The following is a 19,053-nucleotide window of genomic DNA, read 5'->3' on the forward strand; positions in this document are numbered from 1 at the left end:
AAGCAAATGCCCCCCCCGGATCATTCGCGGCCTGTCATGAGCCGTCAGGCACGATCAGAAACTTGTTCTGTGTAGCGCGCGCAGCATAGTCCCGGATGACGGCTGGTTCGATCGCTTCGGAAAGCGTGATGGTCCGGTTGAAATGGCTGGCGAAGGTACCGGTCACGCCTTGGGCGGCAAGGCGGCGCAGGCGATCCGCGGCCGCGCTGCCGATGCGCTCCAAAAAGTGGTAGAGAAGCCAGCCCTCAACGCTCCAGGCCATCCCGAGATCGCGCCGGATCGGGATCGGCGCGACGTCCAAAGTCCCGTAGACATAGACCTTCTTGCGTACGGGCGAGCCATACTGACTGTGGACACGTGTCTGACCCAACAAAACCTTGTTCATGGCGGTCATCAGTCGCGGGGTCAGATCGGCCCCTACCGCATCGAACGCAAGCGTAGCGCCGGTTGCGGATATGGCAGCACGCAAGTCGGCATCGAAGCTCGCGCTGCTGAGGTCACACACGAATTTGCCGCCGATTTTCTTCAACATTTCTGCATGCTCCGGTCGCCTGACAATGCTGACCAGCGGTATGCCCTCGGCGGCACATTGGCGAACAAGCATCTGGCCAAGGTTTGATGCGGCCGCAGTATTGATGATCGCATGATGCCCCTCGAGGCGCATCGTTTCTATGAAGCCGAGCACGGTCAGCGGATTGACCAGCGCACCGGCCCCCGCGACTGCGGTGACATTTGCGGGAAGAACCGTGCAATCCACGGCGCCCAGCGTGCGATAGCCTGCGTAAATCTGCTGCGAGACTGCAACCACACGTCCAATCAGCTCCTTCGCATCGGCGCCGGCGGCAACAACAGTTCCCGCGCCTTCGCTCCCAGGATACTTTGCCCGCCCCAGGCGCCACCGGACACTGTCCATTGCTGCCTCGGGAATGCGCGCTTTCGTCACGTTTCCGATGCGCTGCAAGGTTGACACATCCGCCGCCGAGAGCATCAGGCCGATGTCGGTCGGATTGATCGGCGCCGCCTCGACCCGCACCACAACCTCGTCAGCGCGTGGTTCCGGCACCGGCGCCTGCACCAATTCAAGCCGCAAGGTGCGGTCCTCAGTGATCGTCGATTCAATCCGTGTCGTCGTATCGGGATATAAAGTCATGCCGAAGCTCCATTGGGTTTACTCGGAGTGCGTCTGTGGGCGACCATGCGTGCCCGTCTGCCTCAAGGGGCTGCGCAGCTTGCCATCACGCAATCATGGCGTGTAGTCTTGCGGGCGCGCCCTCGCTGTCCTTTCGTGCGACCGCCTCTGGTTCGTGGGCCAAGCTGGCCGGGAAGAAGCTGCCGAAGTCCAAACCGGCCAAGCACGCCAGGCTTTTGCCGGTGTGACGCCTTCGTTCCCGGATTGGACGGCTGTCGCTCAGCCCTGACGATACCTCTGCAATGCGACCCGTCGCGCAAAGTCCGCAAACAGCTCTGCCGCGGGGGTCAGGTGAAGCCCGAAGCGCTGAACCAGCACAATCGGCGGCGCGGGCAGAACCTCGACCACCGGCACAGCGACGACGGCGTGCGAAATCAGGGGAAACTCAACGATCTGACTGGGTGCCATGGCCAGAAGGTCGCTGTAGGCAACCGACACGATGAGTGTCAGCGCCGAATGTGCCCTCAGCGCCAGCTTTGGCGGCGGCAAACCATGGGCCGCAAAAAGCTCGCGCAATTCCTCCTCAGGTTTGGCCGTTATCGATGTGGTGACCCATTTCGCCTCGGATAGTTCGGCAAGAGACGTGGCCTGACTGAGCGGATGCCCCTTTCTTGCCACCACCTGCCGGGTGTTGTCGAACAGCTTCTCCTGCGACATCTCGGGCGGGATGGAGTATTCCGGCGGCGGCCCGATGTAGAAGTCAATTGATCCAGCAAGAATGCTGGATTGAAGGCTTGGAAAAAGCCCCTCGACGACATCCAGTTGAACATCGGGATAACGCCGCCGGTAGGGTTCAAGCAGCTTGGGCAACAGAACGATATGCGCAACCGTGGACAGGCCGACCACAACCTTGCCCGTATACCCGCCCCGAACCTGTTCCACTTCATCGCTGGCGCGTCGCACTTCGTTAAGGATATGGATGGCCCGGTTGACAAAACTCTCGCCGACCTTCGTCGGAATCGCCCCTCGACCGTGCCGCTCAAACAGCGGCGTGCCCAATTCATTTTCCAGTTCTCTGATGCTGCGCGAAATCGCCGATTGTTCGACATTCAGGTGTCGCGCCGCTGCACGCAGGCTTCCTTGCTCCGAGACCGCCACCACATGACGAAAATGAGAAAGCTTCATCCTGGCCTGTGCGGCTTGCTGCTGTCGGAAGTCACTGCGAACCCTCCCATATGCTGAGCTTCGAGTTGAGAAGGATTTCAGCAGTTGTCTGCAGATGGTCGCGCATCAGGCTTTTCGCAGTATCCGTATCGCGCGCGATTGCAGCTTTCGCAATTCTGTCATGTTCGGCTTCAATGTCTCGGTTGGGGTTCGCGATCGGCCCGGATAAACAGCGATAGCGTTCCGATTGAACGAAAAGTTGCCGGCGCAGCTTCAGCCACCATTGGTTGGTACAGGCGGATGCGATTTCGTTGTGGAACGCCTCATGCGTCCGATGCCACAGCAACACATCTTCGGGGACCGTTTCGTCCAGACTATGCGTGAGTTTTGCAAGCCTGTGACCCGACGCAAGAACGCGGCTTTCCCAGTCAAGATCGCCATGCGTGATTGCGGATTCCAGACAGGTCAGCTCGATGGACATCCGCGCCTCGGTCAGATCAACAAGATCCTGACGCGAGATGAGCGACACTGAAAAGCCCCGCTGCGGTTCGGCCCTGACCAGACCCTCGGATGACAGCGCCGCAAGCGCCTCGCGGACGGCACCGAGGCTGGCGTCCAGATCGACCTTCAGCGCATCGATCCCCAGCTTCTCTCCCGGGCGGTACCTTGCCATGATGATCGCGTTGCGAAGCCGTTCATAAGTGCGAGACGTGATGCTTTTATGCACGCGATGTTCCTGATGTACGAGGAGGCGTGCCACCAGCCTAGCACCTGACAAGGTGGCTGTAAAATATCTTTTGGTTGATAAAATACATTTTATGCCACATCATGGATCAAGCGAATCATCGGAAGCGGAGGACGGGAATGCGATTCCTGAGCTATGAAGTTGACGGCACAGTCGGCCTGGCGATCGAGAAATCGGGGCAGTTTCTGGGTCTGCTGTCTTGCCATGCGGGCTTTCCCGGCACGCTGGACGAGATCATCATGCAGGGCACACTGCAGATAGCCGCCGACGCCCTGGCAAATGGCAGCCCGGTGGATCCCGCAACGGTTGCGTTTCGCCCGCCGCTCACCCGCCCGGGAAAGGTTCTTTGCGTGGGTCTGAACTACGCCGATCACGTATCGGAAAGCAAAATGGAAACCCCGTCATTTCCAACGATCTTCGCGCGGTTCCCCGGCGGCTTCGTTGCACATGGCGCGCCATTGATCTGCCCCGCTGTGTCGACGCAATTCGACTATGAGGGAGAACTCGTCGCCGTCATCGGCAAGGCGGGCCGAGAGATTGCAGAAGCCGACGCGCTGGATCATGTCTGCGGCTATTCAGTCTTCAATGACGGCTCTGTCCGCGACTTTCAGCTGCGAACCACGCAATGGACGGTCGGCAAGAACTTTGACGGAACCGGCGGCTTTGGCCCCTACTTCGTCACTTCGGATGAATTGCCGGAAGGCGCTACGGGACTTGGCATCCAGACCCGCCTCAACGGCGCGGTCGTGCAGGATGCCAACACAGACGACATGATCTTCAGCGTTCGGAAACTGGTCTCGCTCCTCAGCATCGGAATGCGGCTCGAACCGGGGGATATCATCGTCACCGGCACGCCCTCGGGCGTTGGCGCTGCGCGCAAGCCGCAGCTGTTCATGGCGCCGGGCGATGTCTGCGAAGTGAGCATCGACAAGATCGGAACACTGCGCAACCCGGTTGTCGCACAATAGCTAAGCTGCAATCTGTCGGTGCCCGTCGCACGGCTCCGATCACATCGGCCACGCATGGACGGAGGAACACATGCCCAAGGTCTTCAAACTCAGCCACATCGGACTAGGCACATCCGATTTTTCCAAGGCGCACGACTATTACGTTGAAAAGGTCGGCCTGACCGAGGTCGAGCGGGACGACACGGGTGCAGCCTACCTGAGTGTGGGCATGGCGCATCACGATGTGGTCTTGCACCCGACCTCGGGTGACGGAAACTTCGTCAATATCGGATACCAGTTGAACGCCGGAACCGATCTGGCGGAGTTTGCCGGAATGATGCGCGATGCAGGCACCAAGGCAGAGCGGAAGTCCGACGCTCAGCCGGGAGTTGCAGACCTTGTCGAAGTCGAGGCGCCGGGAAGCCAAATCCTTCAGTTCTACGGTGCAATCGAGAACCCCGTTCCCGGTTTCTCCCGCAGAGGCATTGCTCCGCTGCGATTGGGCCATATTGCGACGATCACACCTGATGCAGAGCGGCTGATTGCCTTTTATCGCGACGTTCTCGGCTTTGCGGTGACCGACTGGATCGGCGACGTGGCGACATTCATGACCTGCAATCATGAGCATCACGTCATCAACATCCTGAACGCGCCGGTGACGAAGATTCATCACATTGCGTTTCAGCTGCACGAAAATGCCGAACACCCGCGCTGTGCCGATTTTCTGCGCGCGTCCGGAATTCAGACCGAATGGGGCCCGTCGCGCCATACAGCCGGGCACAATCTTGCGGCCTATCATTACGATCCTGACAGCCATCTGATCGAACTCTACACCGACATGGACATCTACCTGCCGGAGTTGCATCAGTTCGAACCCCGGCCCTGGCATGAGGAGCTTCCGATGACGCCCAGACGCTGGGCGCTGGAGCAGTTGAGCGCCTGGGATGTGAAATTCCAGTTCGACCTTGCCAAAGGCTGATTTGGGAGATCCCGCGCATGGCACAAAAATCCAGTAAAGTCATCATCACCTGTGCAATCACAGGTGGAATTCACACCCCAACAATGTCGGATGCACTGCCGATCACCCCCGACGACATTGCAAAGCAATCCGTCGAGGCGGCAGAGGCGGGTGCGTCCATCATCCACCTTCACGCCCGTGATCCAAGGGATGGCCGCCCGTCCCCGGACCCGAAGGTGTTCATGGAGTTTCTTCCCCGGATAAAACAGGCAAGCGACGCCGTGCTGAACATCACGACGGGCGGTGGCCTGAACATGACCCTTGAAGACAGGCTTGCCGCGCCTCTCGCCGCCAAGCCCGAGATGTGCTCGCTCAATATGGGGTCGATGAACTTCGGAATATTCCCGCTGGCCGATCGCTATTCGGCCTGGAAACACGACTGGGAAGAACCCTACCTGCGTGGCACCGACAACTTCATATTCAGGAACACGTTCCGTGACATCGAGAACATCCTCAAGGCGTTGGGGCAAGAGCACGGAACCCGGTTCGAGCACGAGTGCTATGACATTGGCCATCTCTACAATCTGGCCCATTTCGTTGACCGTGGCTTGGTTGAACCTCCGTTTTTCGTGCAGATGATTTTCGGGATCCTTGGTGGTGTCGGCGCGGATCTGGAAAATCTGATGTTCATGAAGCGCACGGCCGACAAGCTGTTCGGCGATGATTATCGCTGGTCGGTTCTGGCCGCCGGGCGAAACCAGATGCCGTTTGCCACACAATCGGCGCTGTTGGGCGGGTCTGTGCGCGTCGGGTTGGAGGATTCGCTATACATCGGACGCGGCCAGATCGCCCAAAGCAATGCCGAGCAGGTGAGAAAGATTCGTGTCATTCTGGAAGAGCTTGGCCATGAGATCGCGACGCCAGCCGAGGCGCGGGCCATGCTGGCGCTGAAAGGAAGCGATCTGGTGGGCTTCTGAAACATCAGATGGAAGCTTCGTCCATTCACCAACCCAAGGCACGATGACGCGGCTGTATGCTGCCGTCATGGCGCAATGTCATGTTCTGGGAGAATTCTGAAATGTCTGAAAAGCGACGGTTTCACCTGGGCCAACTGACGGCGCTGTCCATGGCGCCTTCGGCGCTGATCCCGATGGCTGCCGATGCCGGTTATGATGCGGTGGGTATCCGGTTGGCACCGTCCACGCCCGGGGGAACGTTTTATACGCTTCCGCCAGGCTCTGCGGCCCTGAGGGAGGTCAGGCAAATCATTGCCGCGACGGGAACGACTGTTCATGAGATCGAATGTATTCTTATCGACGAGGCCTTCGATGTGCAGGGGTTATCATCCATCATCGAGGCGGCCGGTGAACTGGGTGCCCGTTCGCTCCTCATAACCTGCATCGATGGTGATCATTCGAGGGTTGTCGATTCTCTTTGCAGTCTGTGCGAGGTGATTGCCCCCTACAGATTGACCGCCGATCTGGAGTTTGTCCCCACCAGAGGAGTCGCCAATGCACGGGACGCGCTCAAGATCGTCCGTGCGACCGGGATGGCAAACGCAGGTATCCTCATCGATGCCATCCACGTCGCCCGCACCGACAGTCCGCTTGAGGATATCGGTGCAATCCCGCATGCGATGATCAACTATTGGCAGATCTGCGATGCTCCGGCAGAAATGCCCGCCACGCCGGAGGGCATTCTTTACGCCGGCCGGAACGAACGACTGCTGCCGGGCGAGGGGGCCCTGGATCTGGTGGGCCTGGCGAGTCTGATGCCGCAGGCCGCGGCCGTCTCGGTGGAGATCCCGACAATAACCCGCGCCCATGTGGACAAGAAGGACTGGGTAAGGATCGCGCTTGATCGCAGCAAGGCCCTCTTGGCCAGGCTGGACGCAGACGCGGAGGCAAGGATCCCGTCGGATTGCGGCCGCTCCTGACTGAACCGCTCCGGGTTTGCCGGAGGCTGATTGACGTTAGTTTCGCGGCCATGGGTTCAGTTTCCAGCGTTTCGTAGTAGTTGGCTTCGGCTTCTGCGGGCGGGATGTTCCCGAAAGGCTCAAGCAGACGGCGTTTGTTGAACCGGTCCACCCATTCCAGCGTTGCGTATTCGAAGGCCCCGAAGCTGCGCCAGAGGCCGCGACGATGGATCACCTCAGCCTTGAACAACCCGTTGATCGTCTCGGCAAGCGCGTTGTCATTCCAACCTTCGCGCCGCCAGCCTCGTCTGGACAAAGGCGCTCGACATCCTGCACGCCTTCGACGGCGGCGTGCTGATCCGCGGCAAGGATGGCCTTTGGCTCGCCATCCCCCTGCCCGCCGCGGGCATCACCGGTCTCGGCCGCCAGCGCATCACCCCCTGGCGCTGGGAACAACGCACCGGCATGCGTCTGCGGTTTGTCTATCGCCGCAATGGGCCCAGTTTGCTGGTTGTCGATGATGTGCCGCTCAACAGCCGGGGGCTCGCCGCAGCCAAGGGCGGGCGTCGGCGCCGAGATGGCATCCTTACCGGCGCGCAGACGGTGCCGGAGTTCCTACGACTGCGGCAAGTGAAGATGCCGAAGAAGCTGGACCTCGATCGGCTGGCGCGGGAGGCGACGGCGCGGCTGCCGGGGGCGATCTTGGGGGCGTGGAAGGGGTGACGGCTTGATTTGGACCATATGATAGTCCATATTATGCCCATCACGGGAGGCCACCATGCAGATTTCCATCACCGAGGCCAAGGGCCATCTGACCGAACTCGTGCGCCGCGCCGAGGCGGGAGATGAAGTTGTGCTGACACGGCATGGCAAAGCTGCCGTCAGGCTGGTTCCCGTCGTCCCTGCGGTGACACGCGATCGCCGCCGCGCGGTCATGGAAGCTGCCCAGCGCAGCGCCATGGCGAAGATCATGGCTGGGGCGAGTGCCGCCCGCAGCCAGGACTTCCTCTATGATGACGATGGCCTGCCGAAGTGATCGCCGTTGATACCTCGGCCTTAATGGCAATCCTTCTGGGCGAGCCCGACGCCGACATCGTGATGCAGGTTCTCGATGAAGCGGAAGCCCTGTGCATTTCGGCGGGAACGCTCGCCGAGGCCATGATCGTCGCTGATCGCCGCTCGGTGGGCACCGAAATGCAGCAGCTGATCGAAGGGCTGGGAATTGAAGTTGTCACCGTGACACAGTCAGGGGCCGATGCCGTAGCGGCGGCCTATCGGACTTGGGGAAAAGGCATCCATCCAGCTGCGCTAAACTTCGGAGATTGCTTTGCCTATGGGCTGGCGGCTGAACGAAACTGCCCCCTTCTTTTCGTCGGGGACGATTTCGGCAAGACCGATGTGAGGCTTGCCTCACCGCGCCGCGACGAGCGTTAATCTGGCATCTGAAGCCCAATCACCGGCAATCGGTCTTCGTCGCTGAGCGCCTGGTTCAATGCAAGAAGCCGGGATCTGGAAACGAGGCGCTGGCCGACCCACGATGCGGGCAACGTCGCGATCACCGGATGCTCGGGCCCGTTGTAGAAAACTGTGCCCGGGGCGATCCTGGGGGCGTGGAAGGGGTGAGTTTCGATTGCCCTACTTGTGTATAACGCGACAGTTCGACGACTTCTTACTAAGATCAAACGCTCGTAACGACGAGCGCCCAAAGCGCTTCCTCCGAGCATCTTAGGCCCGCGCCCTTCACTCTCTGGATTTCGACATCGAACCCGTCGAAGCTCAGGTCGTACCGAATGTTGCCCTCTTGTTTCTACATGAAGACAGACTAATGAGGGGGAAGGAACTTGACCTTAACCTTTGCGAACAGGTCGGCTGTCGTTTCCACGGCGCGGTCCGATCAAGCGACGGAGCCCCGCGCCCTCGCGCCGGACTTCGAGAAAGCGATGCGGGCGCTGAACCCCCCGCCCGCGCGGTTGGCAAGATGCAGGGTGCCGCCTATCTGGTCGGTCAGCGCCTTGGTGATGGCAAGGCCAAGCCCGGCACCTCCGGTATCGCGGGATCGCGAGGTTTCGAGCCGGGTGAACGGGTCGGTCATGCGTCCGAAAAACGCCTCGGGCACACCAGGGCCGTCATCCCAGACCTCGATCTCGACCGCCTCGGACGCGTCTGCGGTCAGAACCAGATCGGCCGTCCCGGCATAGCGCAGCGCGTTGTCCACGAGATTGTTGAGAATGCGGGTTAGTTCCGGGGTCGCCACCGTGACCTCAACCGAGCGCGCGGTGATGCTCAGCCTGACAGGCGCGCCCGTGTCCTGCCTGCGCGCCACGAAATCCTGAAGCCAGCTTGTCAGATCGACCCGCTCCGATACCGGTCGCCGCGTTGCGGCATGGCCGAGCAGCAGCGTGTCTTCGACCAGTTGCGTCATTTCCTCGATGTCGCGAATGGCCTTATCCCGTTGCATCGCATCCTCGATGAATTCGCTGCGCATCCTGAGCCGGGTAAGGTAGGTGCGCAGGTCGTGTGCGACCGCGGCAAGCGTCGAGGTGCGTTCGATCGTCAATTGCACGAGCTTCGAGCCGGCGAGGTTCAGCGCCGCCGCGAGGTCGCGCACAGGTTTGGGGCCGATTTCCGGCAAGGGCTCGATGGCCGAAGCGGCGCTGGCAGCTTCGACAAACCGTTTCGATGCAACGGCAAGCCGGTTGAGTGGCCCGGCGTAGGACAGGCTGGCCCACGTCATCAAGCCGATCAGCATCAAGCTGAGCAGTCCGACGACGATCGCCAGCCCATAGAGACTGACCAGCCTGCGAAACTCGGCGCCGCTCTCGATCACGAGGCCCGCCCCGTCGGCCAGCCGCACCACGATGATTAGATCGTCGGCCAGCGTCGCTGTCTGCCAATCCCAGATACCGCCACGCGTACGTTCGTAGACGCTGAACGGCCGATCGCCCAGCACATCTGCATACAGCGCGATGATCGGGACAAAGACCTCGATCGGGTTCTCGACCGGCGGGGTGGCGGCGAAATCGGGGATCAGCGACAGGCGCATTCCCTGCGAACTGGTGGCGTCCAGGGCGAGGATGCGGTCGTCGGGGCCGAGCTTGTCCATCAGTTGCGCGGCGGCTGCGGCCTGGCGGACCATCGGCGGTGCCCTCAGGCCCTGCTCCATGTCGCCGCCGAGCCGGCTCAACACGGTGAGGATCGAGACGTTCATCACGGCGGCTGCGACGACCGTCACGATCAGCGTGCGCATCCCGAGCCTGCGGACCTGGGCAAACGGAACGGTCAACGACCGGAGTCTCGCGGAGAGCGCCTTCATTGCGATCCCATCACAACTTCGGCGGGTGAACGCGGCTGACATCGGCCGAGAACAGATAGCCGTCCCCCCGGATCGTCTTGATCAGGGCTTCCCCGCCCCCGGCGGCCATCTTGCGGCGCAACCGCGACAGCTGGACATCGATCGCCCGGTCGAAGGTGTCGGCGCTGTCGCCCCGGGTCCAGTCGAGAAGTTGTTCGCGCGACAGTACCCGCCGGGTCCGTCGTGCGAATTCGGTCAAGAGGGCGAACTCGCCGGATGACAGCGGGATTTCCGTGCCGGACGGGTCCAACAGGCGACGACCATCGACATCGAGGGTCCAGCCCTCAAACGCCAGGATCTCGCGGCCATCGGCCTGCACCGAAGCGACGTGTTGCCCCCCAATGAGGGCCTCGACCGGATCAGACACAGTCGCGCCCTGTGACCGTCTCCGCAGGATCGCGCGAATGCGGGCCACAAGCTCGCGCGGGTTGAAGGGTTTTGACAGATAGTCGTCGGCCCCCACCTCCAGCCCGATGATACGGTCCAGTTCTTCTCCCTTTGCCGACAGGACGAGGACGGGGCGCAGCGGCGCGACCCGGCGGCAGATCGACAGCCCGTCCTCCCCAGGCATCATCAGGTCCAGAACGACCAAATCCGGCTGAAAGCTCTCGACTTCCTGGTCAAATGCGGCACCGTTGCGATAGCCGCGCGGCTCAAACCCTTCGCGCGCGAGGTAGTTCGCCACGAGGTCCCTGATCTCGTGGTCGTCCTCGACGATGGCGATGCGCGGCGCGTCCGGTTTGTCCTGTCCGTGGTCCTGCGTCATCCTTACCAGACCTCTTTCGTCCGAGTGTCATTGCGAAACCAGCACGGGGCCGGTTCCAGTTGTGTCATGCTACGGCATGAAGTTTGCCACGCGATGGCAGGTTGCAACAAACTGAAACAGAAAACCCGCGTTCCATGGGCGTCTTGAAACCCAGCAGACATTCGGACGAAAGACCCGTCTGCAAGAACGTTGCCATCGCAAAGACGCCCCGCGCCACGGATGCCGGGTGCCAGCTTCGGAGTACGTTCCACGCCACACTTTTTGAAGACCCGCGCCACCACGGCCGCGCCCCTTTGCACCGCAGCGGTGATCCTGCTTTCCGCCCTCAGCCTCAGCCTCGGTCTGGCCGCCGGCCCGACGCATGCGGACGGGCTGGTCATCCGCAAAGGCGTTGCGGTCGGCGACAACGGCGTCGCCGCGAGGTCGCGCGCGGGCGTCGCCAACGGCGAACGCGAGGGCGCATTCCGCCGGGGTGCCGTTGCCGCCAATTGTCAGGGCAACGGAGTGGCCGGGATCGGCACCTGTGCCAACGGACAGAACGGGTCCGGTTGCCGCGGCGGATCGGCCAGCTGGAACGCGGACGGCTCGTTCACGCGGAACCTTGGCACCGAGGCCAGCGGCGAAAACGGTTCGGTCACCAGTCGGCGGTCCCTGACCCGGGACTCCGATGGCAACCTGACCGGCGCTAGCAGCGTCGATGCCTCGGGCAACAACGGCTCCTATACCGGCGACGCATCGCTCGACGACGGTACCTATAGCCGCGACGCGACCTATACCGGCGACGAAGGTCAGTCGACTTCGGTCTACAGCACCTACGAGCGCGGCACCGGCGGTTCGCGCAGCGTGACCTGCATCGACGCCAGCGGTGCCGTGGTTACATGCCCCTAAGGTCATTCCTCGGTGGGGGCAGCTCCACCGATCCCTTTAGTGCCGGACTTCCAATCCAACCTACGGAGAAACCAGATGAAAGCGACGATCAAGACCTTCTGCTTCGCCCTCTCGCTCCTTGCCCTACAGATGGGTGCCGCCCAGGCGCAGGACATGTCGGCGGCCGACAAGCAAGCGATGCTGGAGAACATCCTGCAGTCCGACAAGAACAACGACGGCGCCATCAGCCGCAGCGAATTCGAGACCCTGATCAAGATGAACGCAGACGACAACCTTGGCCGCGCTGCGATGGTCAAGCGGATGGGGGCCTATGACGCCGCTTTCGGCCGGATTGACGGGAATGGCGATGGCTTCCTGACGCAGGAAGAGATGAAGGCGCTGGCCGAAGAGCGCCAGGGCTGAAGGCCGACGGGGAGCTTTCCGGGCCAGCCCGCGCAGCCCCCCGACAGCGCTTTGCATAGGATTGCGGGAGAATGGCGATGAGACTTGTCATAACGGGGGTTCTGGCCGGGGTCGTCATCCTTTGCCACGTGCCGCAGGCGTCTGCGCAAGCCGGCGGAGGCGGGCCCTTGAAGCAGCGTATCCAATCCAAGATCGAGGCCGAGGTGGCGCAGAGGAAGGCCGAGGCGGAAGCGCAGATCGAGGAAAAACTGGCGTCTATGCCGAACCCCGCCGAGGTTGCGGAGATCCGCCAGGTGCAGACCGCGCTCAACTTCTTCGAATTCGACGCAGGCCCGGTCGATGGTGTGATGGGCGAACAGTCGCGCACCGCGATCGAAGCCTATCAGGCCTATCTCGCCTATCCGGTGACGGGCCAGTTGACCGAAGCCGAAGGGCAGTTTCTTGTGGGTGCCTACCAGAAGGCGCAGGAAGACCCCGCCACGACCCAGAAGGTCGCCGGCGCACATCCCGACGGCATCAAAGGGCTGTTGCTAGTTTACCGCGACGCGCTTGCGCAAAAGGGCACGGTGGCGGTCGGCGTCATGCCGACCTTCAGCGTGCCTGTCGCGGAGGCTGCGCTTTCGGATCGCTGCCTGAAACGCGCCGAGGCGGGCCCGGGCACGATAGCAGGCGCGAACCCGGCCCCGAAAGATAGCGCCACCCTCGCGCTCAGCCTTGCGTTCTGCGCGGCGCGCGACGTGGTCATCGCCGAAAGCACGGCAGCGGCAGCCCGGGCAGAGGGGTTCACCCCCGCGCAGATCGAACAGCAGTGTCTTGGTTTTGCGCCGGCCCTGGCAACTCTTGTGGCTCTTCTGCCGGAAAGCCCACCCGGCGATGTCGTCTCCGCCGCTTCCGCCTTCATCGAGCGCACCGGGCAGCCGCCGGAGCAATTGGCAGGGATCGCGGCGACCTGCCTTGGCGTCGGTTACCGCACTGACCGCATGGACCTTGCCATCGGTTCGGCGCAGATCCTGTCGGGGCTGGGACAGGCCACCTATGGCGAACTCCTCGGGCATCATCTGGCGCTTGGCTTCGGCGCTGGCCCACGCCCCGACCTCGGCCTGGCCTGGTTTGACTGGGCGTTTGCGACGGGCATCAGCGCCCAGTGGGGCGCTGATGCCCCGGACCGCGTTGCGCAGATCCTCGCCGCAGCCAAAACCCTGAACCAGCCGAACGACGGGTCTGCGGCGGCAACCGGAGCCGCGATGCCCTCGTTCACGGTTCCGCCGACCAAGGAATAGGCACCTCAGACCGGCGCGGCCAACGGCTCGTTGCGCGCCGGTCCTGGGTGATCCCTGACGATCCGGCCATCCTCGAGCGTCACGATGCGATCCGCCAGATCAAGGATGCGCGGGTCGTGGGTCACCATGACGGTCGTGGTGCCGCGGGTTCGGCCAAGCTCCTTGAATAACTGCACCGCCGCCATGCCGCTGACCTTGTCGAGCGCTGCCGTCGGCTCGTCGGCAAAGATGATGTTGGGGTTCGACACCAGCGCCCGCGCGATCGCCACGCGCTGTTTCTGCCCGCCTGACAGGTTTCCGGGCAGGTAGTGCAGCCGCTCTCCCAGTCCCAGAAGGCCCAACAGGTGATCCGCCGCCCGCGCATGCCGGGCTGGATCGCCCCGCCCATGGACCTGCAACCCCATCATCACGTTCTGCCGCGCTGTCAGGCTGTCATGCAGGTTGTGGGCCTGAAAGACAAAGCCGAGACGGCGGCGCAGGTCGACCCTCAGCGCCTCGTCCGCGCCGCAAAGCTCGTGTTCCAGCAGCATCACGCTGCCACTGCCCACTTCGCGCAGGCACCCCATAAGCGTCAGAAGCGTGGTCTTGCCAGACCCCGATGGCCCCATCAGGATCGTCAGCGACCCGCGTCCAACCGCGAGGTTGACATCGAACAGCGCCTGTTTGCTGGCCTCGCCTTCGCCGAAGAAATGGTCAAGGTGCCGGACAGTGATTACGGGTTCGGTCATGATAGCCTCAGAACAGGTCGGCCGGCTGGGCCGCAGCAAGTTTGCGCATCGCCAGAATTCCAGATAGCGCGCAGGCGAGGATCGTGCCGACGAACACCGCCACGGCACGCTCGGGGGTCATGAAGATCGGGATGTTGGTGAGGTAGGCCAGCGTCTGGTAGAACAGCGCCGAAAACGCCAGTCCGGGCCAGAAGCCGATCGCGGCCAGGATGATCGCCTCTTCCAGGATGATGCCGATGAAAAAGCTCTGGCGGAACCCCATCGCCTTGAAGGTGGCATATTCGCGCAAGTGGTCCGCGACATCGGCCGACAGCACCTGATAGGCGATCACGATGCCGACCACCATTCCGATGACGACGCCGAAGGCGAAGATAAGGCCGGTTGGGCGTTCGGTCATCTGATAACGCACCTCTTGCGCCATCGCGTCGGTCACGGCGCGGATGCGCACCGTGTCGGGCGGATAAAGCTGCACCAGTTCGGCCGCCACCCGCCCGGGATCGGCGCCGGGGGCCAGCCCCAGCAGGATGTGGCTGGGTGTGGCAGAACTGCGCTGTGGAAAGAGGTGAAAGAAGGTCTGGTCCGACACCAGAAACACGCCGTCGCCGCCGAACCCGCCACCGATCGACACGTTGCCCACGGCGCCAAGCTGGCGGTTCTGGATTTCGAACGGCACCGGTGCGTCGGGGGTCGCCCCGACAAAGCCACGCATGTCGACAAAGCGGGTCAGTGTGTCGACAAGGGCGGTGTCCGACAGGGACAGGCTGACGAGCGGCGCCGCGAGCGCGTCGTGAAGGAAGGAACCTGCGTCCGATGCCAGGCCGAAGAACTGGATCGACGAGGAGGCGTCATGCCCCGAGATCCAGGTCGAGCGGCCCACGTAGATCGACGTGCCTCCGGTCACATCCGGATGCACCAGAGCCTGAAATAGCCGCTGCCGTGGCAATGTTGCCGCATCGGTCAGCGTCTCGGACTCGACGGGCGACAGGATGAGCAGATTGGGCTGGAACAACCGGTAAGGGATGGCCACGGATTCCGCCATCGACCCGGCCAGACCCAACTGCACGAAAACCAGCACATTTGCGAAGGCCACCCCCGCAAGTGCTGCCAACAGACGCCCGGGACTGTGCGTGAGTTGCAGATACCCTACCGGCAACCGGCCAAGAAGGCGCGTGAGGAACGCCGTCATTGTCCGGCCCCTTCCGCAGGAACGGCAATTCGGGCCACGACCTCGAGGTTCACATAAGCCGCGGCCCGGACGCTGGACGCTTCGTCCAGCGCGACCGTCACCAGAAGCACCCGTGCATCGGTATTGGCCGAGGGATCGTCCGCCGTGACGCTCTGCCGCCCGACCAGCGTGCCGATGCGCGCGACGGTGCCGTGCAGCGGCTCCTCGCCGAGAACGCCGGAGACAAGCGACACATCCTGCCCGATCGCGACGCGCGGCACCATGGTCTGGAACACCTCGAGTTCCGCCTCCATCCGTGCCGTGTCGCCCATCCGCAATAGCCCGTCGGCGGGCGGCCGCTCACCGGCCCGCGCGGCAACCTCGATGATCGTGCCGTCCTGCGGCGCAAGAACCCGCGCCCGGTCGAGGTCGCGGCGGGCCTGTATCACCGCAGCCTCGGCGGCGGCCAGATCTGCCGTTGCCAACGCGATGTCCACCGGCAAGCCTTTCGGCCCCGGCCGGTACCGGGTCAGCGACGCCTGCAGCCGATCGAGGTCGGCGCGCGCCGTATCGACCGCCCGTTCGGCATCCTCGAGAATGGCCTGCGTCGTCGTCCCTCGGTCGAACAGGCTCTTCACCCGCGCCAATTCGCGCTCAGCTGCCCCAAGCGATGCCTGTGCACCCCGGATTTGTGCGTTCAGCTCGGCCTCGGTCGCCTCGATCTGAACCCGCACCTGATCCAGCGCGGCACGCCGGATCGCAAGCGTGCTTTCCGCGGTGGTCAAGGCCGCCTGATACAGCGTGAGACTGTCGAGCACAGCCAGAACATCCCCTTCGGCCACGACGTCGCCCTCTGCGACCAGAATCCGGTCCAGACGCGCATCGCCGGCGCCTTGCGGCAGCGCGACAGAGACGACCCCGCCATCGGGTTGCAGACGCCCTAGTGCGACGACATCCCCGACAGCCATTGCGGCAACCCGTTCGACGGACGGCACGCGGTCAACCGGCAGCGCGATCGGTTGCCGTGCCCCGGCACCGGGTTCGAGCCTGGTCAAGTCAAAGACCGCCCGCAGGCCAGGACCCTGGAAATAAAGTCCGAGGACACCCCCGATGAACAGGGCAAGAACGAGAATCAGGATCCGCATCGGCCAACCCACCCTGTGACGCGGTGACGGCTTGAACGACGCGGGATCCTTGCCATTGTCGAGCAGCGGCAGTTTCCCAGGTGCTTCGGGCTCATCTGCATTCAGAGCGGATGCGTTCATGATTTCCTCCACGGGTCGCGGTCTTCAGGCGGCAAGACCAGGTAAGTCTGCTGCGGTCGGGCAGGCAAAGCGTGCCACATCGCTCCGGTCGAAACGGGCGGGCAACGGAACGATCGGGTCTTGCGACCGCACGCGTGCAGGACTGACCGGCATCGAAATAGGTGCGAGACTTAGGGCTGTGCGGGTCATCTTCCCGTCCTTTCGAATGCCGATGCGTTGGCATGGCGAAGCGTTGCACCTCGGTCACTGGGCCGGTGAACCCGGCCTGGAACCCCGACGGTGCCAAGGGACACGAACGATGTTTCACGGATATTTCAGGCGCAGGACAGAATACGGCCAAAGGTGACACTGCGCGGATTGGCAGCGAAAGGTTTGTCTGCGAAACAAGCCGGCCGGGACAGTGAAAGGATGGACACGCTCAAGCCCGCAGAGAAACCGGCTGAAAGCACCGAGTTCGCCGCCATGCGCAACGAGGTCGCAGCCGTTCGGCGTGAGAAGCTGGATCACGAGCTTGAAAAGCTGATCGATCAGGGCCGTCTTCTGCCCTTGCTCAAGGCAGAAGTGCTGACATTCGCGGCAGGCCTCGATATGGCGGGCACGGTTTCGTTTTCTGATGGTGTAGAGGCCACGCAGCGCGACTGGTTCATGGGCTATCTCGCGAAACAACCGAAAGTGGTTTCCTTCGGGGCAATGGACCTTGGCGATGACCCGTTCAGCACCACGCCGAACCAGCGTCAGGGCGGCAATATTCCTGACGGCTATCATGCCGACCGTAGCCAGGATGCGCTTCTGACTTCGGCGCGCCGGATCGTTCAGGACAAGGGTGTCAGCTTTTCCGATGCTCTGGATGTCGCCATGAAGGAAGCCCGTTGATGCCCGGCGTTCGCTTCACCTTCAAGGTTGATCCGTCCTTTGCTCTGGAACGTCTACAGGAACTGTTTCAGCGCCTCGAAAATCGGCAACGCTTTTACAATGCCGTAGGTTTCGGGCTGGAAAATTCCACCAAGGACAGATTTGAAACGCAGATAGCACCCGATGGGAAGCCATGGCAGAAACTAAAGCCTGCCACCATCAAGGCGAGGGAGCGTAACGGGCAGACACCGATCAAAATTCTGTCGGCAGGGAGAAAGGCAGAAAGCCTGAGATTTGGCTTCTTTCATCAGGCGACAGAGCAAGGTGTGACAGTCGCTACTCAGGGGGGGTATGACTACCAGCGCATTCATCAGTTGGGCGGCACGATCAAGGTGGCCGAGCGCGAAGGGAAAGTTTACCGGCATGTGAATCCCAATACCGCCATATCGCGCGGCAGGTTTGTTGCCCCGGCTAAGGCAAACCAGATCACTGATGCGAAGATTCCCGCTCACACAATCACCATCCCGGCGCGGCCCTACCTTGGCGTTTCCGAGTCCGACAGAGAGACCACCATCACCGAGGCGGTGGAAGAGTGGCTGACTGGGAAAATCTAGGCGCGAAAGGCAAGGCCAATGAAGCGCGATGAAGATAGGGCCTTTTACGAAATGCGAAGGCGTGCCCAGATGCGGACCAATTGGTTTTGGGTGGTATTTATGGTTGCCTGTATGGAATGGTTTTTCATTCTGGTGTTGCTGGGTGACTGGCTCAAATCTCTGATCGGCCCCTAGGCTATGTCAGATGTGCGAAGGCCAAGGTGATCTGGCCTTCCTGTCAGGGAGCTTCCGGGACCACCACCAGTCATCGCGTGCCCAACATCGCAACCTTCGACTGACAGCCCGCCAATGTCTAGAGCCCTGATGTAGCCAGCATCCGACATGTTAGCTTGATGCTGCCAGATGTCGGCTATCCGTCAGCAAAGTGCGGTGCAAATGCTGCCCATGTGACGGCTGGCGGCGCACTCACGGAACACTTCTTTCATTGCCGTTTTCCGGGTTCGCCAGCTAAGCCATTGAGTCAGCGCCGTTCCCAGCGATTTCCCACCGTTCCCAATGTAAGCCCCCCCCTCCAGTTGCAGAGAAAACCGTCTTACCCAGTTTTCGACATTCAGCATCATGCACGGTCGCATGGTTGCGCCGGAACGCGAGATGCGGCAGTTCCCTATGCTCTGATCGTCACAATAAGAGAGAAGGACAACAATCGGCTCTACGACGATATCCTCGCTGCGCACACTTCATTGCGCGCAAGCTTCTTCGAATGTTAACGGGTTTTGCTCTCTTGGTCCTTTGACGGTTCCCTCAGACAGTCGGCTTTGGGCTTAGGCTGTGTGGAAACTCCTGCACCAACCGCCACCAGCGATGTGAGGGGTTCGCAGCAGGTCTTTTTGCCTGCTTGGGTTCATGCTACCCGCCAGTGGCTCTCATATCAGGCCCGTGAGGG

Annotated in this window: 20 protein-coding genes and 1 pseudogene; 12 read left to right on the forward strand and 9 right to left on the reverse strand. The window is 62.0% G+C overall.

Annotated elements, in window-relative coordinates:
- Positions 1-34 precede the first annotated feature (34 nt).
- From GEU84_RS18955 to GEU84_RS18965, 3 genes are all read right to left on the reverse strand, one after another.
- Positions 35-1,150, reverse strand: coding sequence for an alcohol dehydrogenase catalytic domain-containing protein (locus GEU84_RS18955; protein WP_152828560.1), 1,116 nt, complete (start codon positions 1,148-1,150; stop codon positions 35-37).
- A 258-nt stretch (positions 1,151-1,408) separates the two neighbouring features.
- A complete protein-coding gene (locus GEU84_RS18960; RefSeq protein ID WP_152828559.1) occupies positions 1,409-2,314 on the reverse strand; it encodes a LysR family transcriptional regulator in 906 nt (301 codons plus the stop codon).
- 31 nt (positions 2,315-2,345) lie between these two features.
- Entirely contained in the window at positions 2,346-3,053 is a 708-nt protein-coding gene (locus GEU84_RS18965) for an FCD domain-containing protein (RefSeq protein ID WP_152828558.1), read from the reverse strand.
- A gap of 104 nt (positions 3,054-3,157) precedes the next feature.
- Here GEU84_RS18965 and GEU84_RS18970 point away from each other — a divergent pair, with 104 nt between their 5' ends.
- The 4 genes from GEU84_RS18970 to GEU84_RS18985 all read left to right on the forward strand — a co-directional run bounded on the left by GEU84_RS18970 (position 3,158) and on the right by GEU84_RS18985 (position 6,879).
- On the forward strand, positions 3,158-4,006 hold the full coding sequence (locus tag GEU84_RS18970; RefSeq protein ID WP_152828557.1) for a fumarylacetoacetate hydrolase family protein: 849 nt from the start codon (positions 3,158-3,160) through the stop codon (positions 4,004-4,006).
- 70 nt (positions 4,007-4,076) lie between these two features.
- Positions 4,077-4,964, forward strand: a complete 888-nt coding sequence (locus GEU84_RS18975; protein WP_152828556.1) for a VOC family protein — start codon at positions 4,077-4,079, stop codon at positions 4,962-4,964.
- A gap of 17 nt (positions 4,965-4,981) precedes the next feature.
- Positions 4,982-5,920 carry a 3,5-dioxohexanoate:acetyl-CoA acetone transferase gene (kce, locus tag GEU84_RS18980; RefSeq protein ID WP_152828555.1) on the forward strand — a complete coding sequence of 313 codons (939 nt, stop codon included), beginning with the start codon at positions 4,982-4,984 and terminating at the stop codon, positions 5,918-5,920.
- A 56-nt stretch (positions 5,921-5,976) separates the two neighbouring features.
- A complete protein-coding gene (locus GEU84_RS18985; protein WP_152828554.1) occupies positions 5,977-6,879 on the forward strand; it encodes a sugar phosphate isomerase/epimerase family protein in 903 nt (300 codons plus the stop codon).
- A 43-nt stretch (positions 6,880-6,922) separates the two neighbouring features.
- Here GEU84_RS18985 and GEU84_RS18990 read toward each other — a convergent pair.
- Positions 6,923-7,138, reverse strand: a pseudogene (locus tag GEU84_RS18990) (IS3 family transposase); the annotation flags it as partial.
- 50 nt (positions 7,139-7,188) lie between these two features.
- Between GEU84_RS18990 and GEU84_RS18995 the strand changes: the two are divergent.
- The 3 genes from GEU84_RS18995 to GEU84_RS19005 are packed head-to-tail and all read left to right on the forward strand — an operon-like array spanning position 7,189 to position 8,292.
- Positions 7,189-7,581, forward strand: coding sequence for a DUF6441 family protein (locus GEU84_RS18995; protein ID WP_241427772.1), 393 nt, complete (start codon positions 7,189-7,191; stop codon positions 7,579-7,581).
- A 55-nt stretch (positions 7,582-7,636) separates the two neighbouring features.
- Positions 7,637-7,894, forward strand: coding sequence for a type II toxin-antitoxin system Phd/YefM family antitoxin (locus tag GEU84_RS19000; protein ID WP_152828553.1), 258 nt, complete (start codon positions 7,637-7,639; stop codon positions 7,892-7,894).
- Positions 7,891-8,292: a PIN domain-containing protein gene (locus GEU84_RS19005; RefSeq protein ID WP_174539999.1), complete on the forward strand. Its 402-nt coding sequence runs from the start codon at positions 7,891-7,893 to the stop codon at positions 8,290-8,292. Before GEU84_RS19000 ends, GEU84_RS19005 begins: the two co-directional genes overlap by 4 nt.
- A gap of 460 nt (positions 8,293-8,752) precedes the next feature.
- Here the strand turns inward: GEU84_RS19005 and GEU84_RS19010 are convergent, their stop codons facing one another.
- Both GEU84_RS19010 and GEU84_RS19015 read right to left on the reverse strand, forming a co-directional pair.
- Positions 8,753-10,105, reverse strand: a complete 1,353-nt coding sequence (locus tag GEU84_RS19010; protein ID WP_174540000.1) for a sensor histidine kinase — start codon at positions 10,103-10,105, stop codon at positions 8,753-8,755.
- A 76-nt stretch (positions 10,106-10,181) separates the two neighbouring features.
- Positions 10,182-10,976 (reverse strand): response regulator, encoded by a 795-nt coding sequence (locus GEU84_RS19015; RefSeq protein WP_152828550.1) that lies wholly within the window; start codon positions 10,974-10,976, stop codon positions 10,182-10,184.
- Positions 10,977-11,282: 306 nt separating this feature from the next.
- Here GEU84_RS19015 and GEU84_RS19020 point away from each other — a divergent pair, with 306 nt between their 5' ends.
- From GEU84_RS19020 to GEU84_RS19030, 3 genes are all read left to right on the forward strand, one after another.
- Complete coding sequence (locus GEU84_RS19020; RefSeq protein ID WP_152828549.1) at positions 11,283-11,864, forward strand: hypothetical protein; 582 nt, start codon at positions 11,283-11,285, stop codon at positions 11,862-11,864.
- Positions 11,865-11,939: 75 nt separating this feature from the next.
- Entirely contained in the window at positions 11,940-12,266 is a 327-nt protein-coding gene (locus tag GEU84_RS19025; RefSeq protein ID WP_152828608.1) for an EF-hand domain-containing protein, read from the forward strand.
- Between the two features lie 167 nt (positions 12,267-12,433).
- Entirely contained in the window at positions 12,434-13,546 is a 1,113-nt protein-coding gene (locus tag GEU84_RS19030; RefSeq protein ID WP_174540001.1) for a peptidoglycan-binding domain-containing protein, read from the forward strand.
- A 5-nt stretch (positions 13,547-13,551) separates the two neighbouring features.
- Here GEU84_RS19030 and GEU84_RS19035 read toward each other — a convergent pair whose 3' ends face one another.
- The 3 genes from GEU84_RS19035 to GEU84_RS19045 are packed head-to-tail and all read right to left on the reverse strand — an operon-like array spanning position 13,552 to position 16,704.
- Entirely contained in the window at positions 13,552-14,274 is a 723-nt protein-coding gene (locus GEU84_RS19035) for an ATP-binding cassette domain-containing protein (RefSeq protein ID WP_152828547.1), read from the reverse strand.
- A 7-nt stretch (positions 14,275-14,281) separates the two neighbouring features.
- Positions 14,282-15,460, reverse strand: coding sequence for an FtsX-like permease family protein (locus GEU84_RS19040; protein WP_152828546.1), 1,179 nt, complete (start codon positions 15,458-15,460; stop codon positions 14,282-14,284).
- Complete coding sequence (locus GEU84_RS19045; protein ID WP_152828545.1) at positions 15,457-16,704, reverse strand: HlyD family efflux transporter periplasmic adaptor subunit; 1,248 nt, start codon at positions 16,702-16,704, stop codon at positions 15,457-15,459. The genes GEU84_RS19040 and GEU84_RS19045 overlap by 4 nt, the downstream gene beginning before the upstream one ends.
- A gap of 408 nt (positions 16,705-17,112) precedes the next feature.
- Here GEU84_RS19045 and GEU84_RS19050 point away from each other — a divergent pair, with 408 nt between their 5' ends.
- Complete coding sequence (locus tag GEU84_RS19050) at positions 17,113-17,577, forward strand: hypothetical protein (protein ID WP_152828544.1); 465 nt, start codon at positions 17,113-17,115, stop codon at positions 17,575-17,577.
- Positions 17,577-18,170 (forward strand): phage virion morphogenesis protein, encoded by a 594-nt coding sequence (locus tag GEU84_RS19055; protein ID WP_152828543.1) that lies wholly within the window; start codon positions 17,577-17,579, stop codon positions 18,168-18,170. The genes GEU84_RS19050 and GEU84_RS19055 overlap by 1 nt, the downstream gene beginning before the upstream one ends.
- The last annotated feature ends 883 nt before the right edge of the window (positions 18,171-19,053 follow it).

The organism is Fertoeibacter niger, assembly GCF_009380135.2.
Taxonomy (GTDB): Bacteria; Pseudomonadota; Alphaproteobacteria; order Rhodobacterales; family Rhodobacteraceae; genus Fertoeibacter; species Fertoeibacter niger.